Source organism: Eggerthella sp. (assembly GCF_048329335.1).
Lineage (GTDB): Bacteria > Actinomycetota > Coriobacteriia > Coriobacteriales > Eggerthellaceae > Eggerthella > Eggerthella lenta.
On sequence record NZ_DBFEGU010000346.1, the window covers coordinates 1 to 4,201 of the forward strand.

A 4,201-nucleotide genomic window follows, 5' to 3' on the forward strand; every position below is an offset into this window, starting at 1 on the left:
CCCTCGTTCAGCCGGTTGGCCACGCCCGGCTGCAAATCGGCCACCGTCACGTCGGTGGTGCGCTCCAGATGCGAGAACGACAGCCCCAGCACCGAGCCGGGAACCCCCCGATAAACGGCCACCTTGCCGTTGTCGTTTGCCAGATAAGCGGCGGTGTTCAGGTAGGTTTGCGTGCCCCAGGCGGCTCCGGCGATGATGGCCGCGAACAGCACCAGCACCAGCGCAATGGACAGCTTGGTCTTGCGCGCAAGCTTCTTACGGCGCACTTCGGCGTAGCCGGTCACGTCGGCCACGATGACGGTGACGTTGTCGTGGCCGCCCGCCGCGATAGCCTCGTTCACCAGCTGCGACGCGCAGCGCTGCGGGTCTTGCACGCGGCGCAGGGTGTTCTCGATCTGGTCGTCGAAGATCATGCCCGACAGGCCGTCGGAGCAGATGAGCAGGCGGTCGCCGGTTTCGACGTTGATCTCGTAGATGTCGGGGTGGAGGTGCGCGTCGCTGCCGAGCGCGCGCGTGATCACCGAACGCTGCGGATGCGTGCGCGCCTCTTCGGGCGTGAGCTGCCCGGCCTCGATCATGTCGGCCATCAGGCTGTGGTCGCGCGTGAGTTGCTGGAGCTTGCCCTGGTGCAGCAGGTACGCGCGCGAGTCGCCTACCTGGGCGATGACCAGTCGCTCGCCTTCCAGCATGGCCGCGGTCATGGTGGTTCCCATGCCTTGGCGGCCGCGCCCTTCGCGCGCTGCTTGGATGACGGCGCGGTTCGCCTCCTCGATGGCGCGGCCGAGCGCTTCCACGTCAGGATGTTCGGGGGCAAGTTCGGACAGCACGCGCACGGCTATCTCGGACGCCACTTCGCCTGCGGCGTGGCCGCCCATGCCGTCGGCGACGGCAAACAGGGGCGGCGTGACCACGAGGCTGTCCTCGTTGTGATCGCGAAGGCAGCCGATGTCGGTGCGGCTGCCGAACGAGGTGAGCGCCCCCTTGCGGGTGCGCGGAGTGGATTTGTACGAACGATCGGCGGCCATTAGGCGAACCTCACGCGAATGGCCACGTCGCCCACGTTCACGACGTCGTTGTTCCGAAGGGCGGTAGGCTCGGTGATGGGCTGGCCGTTCACGCCCGTGCCGTTCGTGGATCCCAGGTCCTCAACGAACAGGTTCTGCCCCATAAGCTGGAAACGCGCATGGCGGCCGGACACGTATCCGGCACCCACCACGATGTCGGCTCCGGGGCTGCGGCCCACGATGACGGGCCCGCGAACGACGATGGATACGCCGCGCAGCTCCTTCGGCCCCTTCTCCACCGAGAGGTTCCAGGTGCGTTCCTTCTTGCGCTGGCCGCGCACCAGCCCGATGCCCGTTTTCATAATTGCGAACAGGAACAGGTACAGTAGCGCGACGAACAGGAGGCGTACGATAAGAAGTACGACGTCGATCACGGGTTATCCTTCCGTTTCCGCTCAGGCTTGGGTGAACATGAAGTTCGTCATGCCGATAGTGATGCGGTCGCCTTCGGAGAGCGGCTGGGTGGCAACCTCGCGGCCGTTCACCAGGGTGCCGTTCGTGGAGCCGAGGTCGGTGACGGTCCATACGCCTTGCGGCTCGAAGCGCAGCTCGGCGTGCGTGCGCGATGCGTTCACGTCGTGCACGGCGATGTCGTTCTTCGACTCGCGGCCGATGAGCAGGCGCGCCGACGCCAGGTCGTACGCGCGGTTGTTCGTGGTGTCGATGAGGCGGGCGCGCACCGCGGCCTGCGCGGGCATGGGGGTCGCCGCTTGCTGCCCGCCGGCGAACACGACGGTTTCGGCGGCCATGCGCGGCTGGGCCTGCGGTTGCGGCTGCGGGGCGGGGTAGGGCTGCGACGTCGCGGCGCCCATACCCGCTCCGGCAACGGCGCCGGCGGCGACTCCCGCACCGGCTGCGGCTGCGCCGATGGCGAACGGATCCACGGCTTCGGGACGGTCGAGAGGCTGGATGCTGTCGCGCTGCTCGTCGAAGTCGCGGCTGTCGAAGGTGTACTCGCCGTAATCGATGGATCGGTCGATCTCGTCTTCCGGCACGTAGGGGAGCTGCTGGGGCTGGCCGTACGCGTCCACGTTCATGGGCGCGGGGTCGTACTGGCCCTGGGGATCGTGCTGGTCATAGCCGCCGTACGGAGCGGGCGCGGGAGCCGGGGCGGCATAGCCCTGGTTGTATCCGCCGTACTGCTGCGGAGCCGGCGCCTGGGGGCGCGGCGCGGGGTAGGGCTGCGCGGGGGCTCCGTACCCGCCGGGCGCGGGAGCGGCGGCCAGGCCGTAACGATGCATTTCCTCGGCGCGCAGCTGCGCGATGATGGGAGCGGCCACCGCTTCGGCGATGATGTCGAATTTGCCGTGCTTCAGGTCCTCGTCCACGATGAAGCGCACGAGCGGCTGGCCGTCCATCACGAGGCCTTGCTCGGAAGCTTTCGCGGTCAGGTACGTTTCCGTCTCGCCCGCCAGCGTGGGGTAGTAGCCCATCAGGCGGCGGTCGTCGTCCGGGTTCACCAGCACGGTGTACAAAGTGGGCGCGTACTGCTTGCCGGCGCCCACCATCTTCTCGCGGCGCATCTGCTTCTCGGCCTTTTTCGCTATCTGGACCGGCGAGATGGGGGCGTCGAACATCTTGTCGGCAGCGCCCTCGAACGTGTCTTCCATCCTGCCTTCGAATCTCGAAAGAAAGCCCATTGCATCTCCTTTAATGGTGCGTGGCTCGAACCTCGGCGGATGCCGGGTTCGCGCACGGGAGGCAACGCCGCGCTGGCGTGTTCCGCGCGATCGCGTGCCCAAACGCAACCAGGTTACTTCATGTGTCCCTGCATATGACTATGCAATGTTCCATCTTGCCATAAACCCCCTGCCCGCGCCCCATCCTTTACGCAATCGTCATTATTGTGAAGCGGGGCTTGCGCGAGGGCGTGGACGATAGGGAAGCGGGATCTGCGAGGGTGCGGACGATTGGGAAGCAGGGGTTACGCCGGAGTGCGGGTGGCTGAGAGGCGGGGTTTGCGCGAAGGCGTGGACGATTGGGAAGCAGGGCTACGCGAGGTTGCTGACGAATTTGCGCGCTCGTTGCGCCGTGGTGCGAGCTTGCGTTTCTCCCTCGTAGTCGCGCGCCGACGGTCGGTTGCGTACCCAAAGCGGAAATACGACCCGTATTTGTAAGTTTTTCGACCTCGTGGCACGCGCGGCAAGCGTTTTCCCTGGTCGAGGTGTTCGCCGATTTGTCACGGTAGTGCGTGCGCTTTTGAGACGCGGAGAAAAGCCTGGTCAGAACATCTCATGAATAAGAGGCGTTGCCACAAGGTCGAAAAATTTGCAGAAGCGCCCTCGAAAACCGTTCTTGCTCGTGTTGACGGCGTAGCTGCAAGGGATGCCGTGCGGCTGTACGAGCGCGAGGGGCGCCTGGCGTTTCAGCGGGAGCTGGGGTGAGGCGAACCTCGCGTCGCGAACGACACGGCGGCGAGCGGCGGAACGCCGTGCAACCGCGCGAGCGTGTCGAGATCGTGCGAACGCGCCTGCGGATCGACGACCAGGTTTGTGCACGGAACGCGGGATTTGCGAGCGGCCGTAGAGGCCGCGCGCTGCAATCGGTGAGGGGCAAGCTCGCTATTCGGTGGGATCCGCAAGCTCGACGAGGCGCATGAGCTCCTGCTGGCTGTGGACGTTCGTCTTCTTGTAGACGTGGCGGATGTGGGTTTTCGCGGTGCCTTCCGAGATGTAGAGCTTTTCCTGGATGTACGCGGCGTTGTGCCCCTTCGCCAGGAAGAACATGATCTCCGTCTCGCGCCGGGAAAGCAGGTAGGTGTTGGCAACCGTCTCGCACTTCGCGCGGAAGCGGCCGCCTCCCTTTCGCTCTTCGCCCTCGTCTGCTCGGCGTGCGCTGCTGAGTTCCAGCAGCGAAGGGGCGCGCCGCGCGGTCGGTTCGGGTTCGGGCGCGATCTCGGCGTCAGGTGCGGGCGCGTTGGTCGCTGCCGTCGCGTTGTTCCCAGATTGCGTGGGCGCGGCGGCTCCCTCGCCGGCCGATCCCGCTTGCCCTAGCGGCCGCACGCGGTCGCTCAATTCCAACGACACGGCTTTCACCAGCGGACACGGTGCGACGATGGCCTCGATCTCGCGCTCGCGCGGCAGCAGCGCGTATGCCACCACCATAATCAGCAGCACGATGACGATGACGCCCTGTTC

At 66.1% G+C, this 4,201-nt stretch carries 4 protein-coding genes; all 4 read right to left on the bottom strand.

The annotated features are described in order from the left end of the window. On the bottom strand, window positions 1–1,025 hold a 1,025-nt coding region (locus ACMO6A_RS10845; RefSeq protein ID WP_418471251.1), incomplete at its 3' end, for a Stp1/IreP family PP2C-type Ser/Thr phosphatase. Beyond that, window positions 1,025–1,438: an FHA domain-containing protein gene (locus ACMO6A_RS10850; RefSeq protein ID WP_009305393.1), complete on the bottom strand. Its 414-nt coding sequence runs from the start codon at window positions 1,436–1,438 to the stop codon at window positions 1,025–1,027. The genes ACMO6A_RS10850 and ACMO6A_RS10845, both read right to left, overlap by 1 nt. A 21-nt stretch (window positions 1,439–1,459) precedes the next feature. Further along, window positions 1,460–2,704, bottom strand: a complete 1,245-nt coding sequence (locus ACMO6A_RS10855) for an FhaA domain-containing protein (RefSeq protein WP_114516241.1) — start codon at window positions 2,702–2,704, stop codon at window positions 1,460–1,462. 921 nt (window positions 2,705–3,625) lie between these two features. Next, window positions 3,626–4,201 (bottom strand): helix-turn-helix transcriptional regulator (locus tag ACMO6A_RS10860; protein WP_418471252.1); only part of this gene is annotated, 576 nt, incomplete at its 5' end.

What these genes read in the sequence shown, in the direction of transcription:
- ACMO6A_RS10855 (WP_114516241.1), bottom strand. Translation starts at nt 2,704, where the DNA reads ATGGGCTTTCTTTCGAGATTCGAAGGCAGGATGGAAGACACGTTCGAG.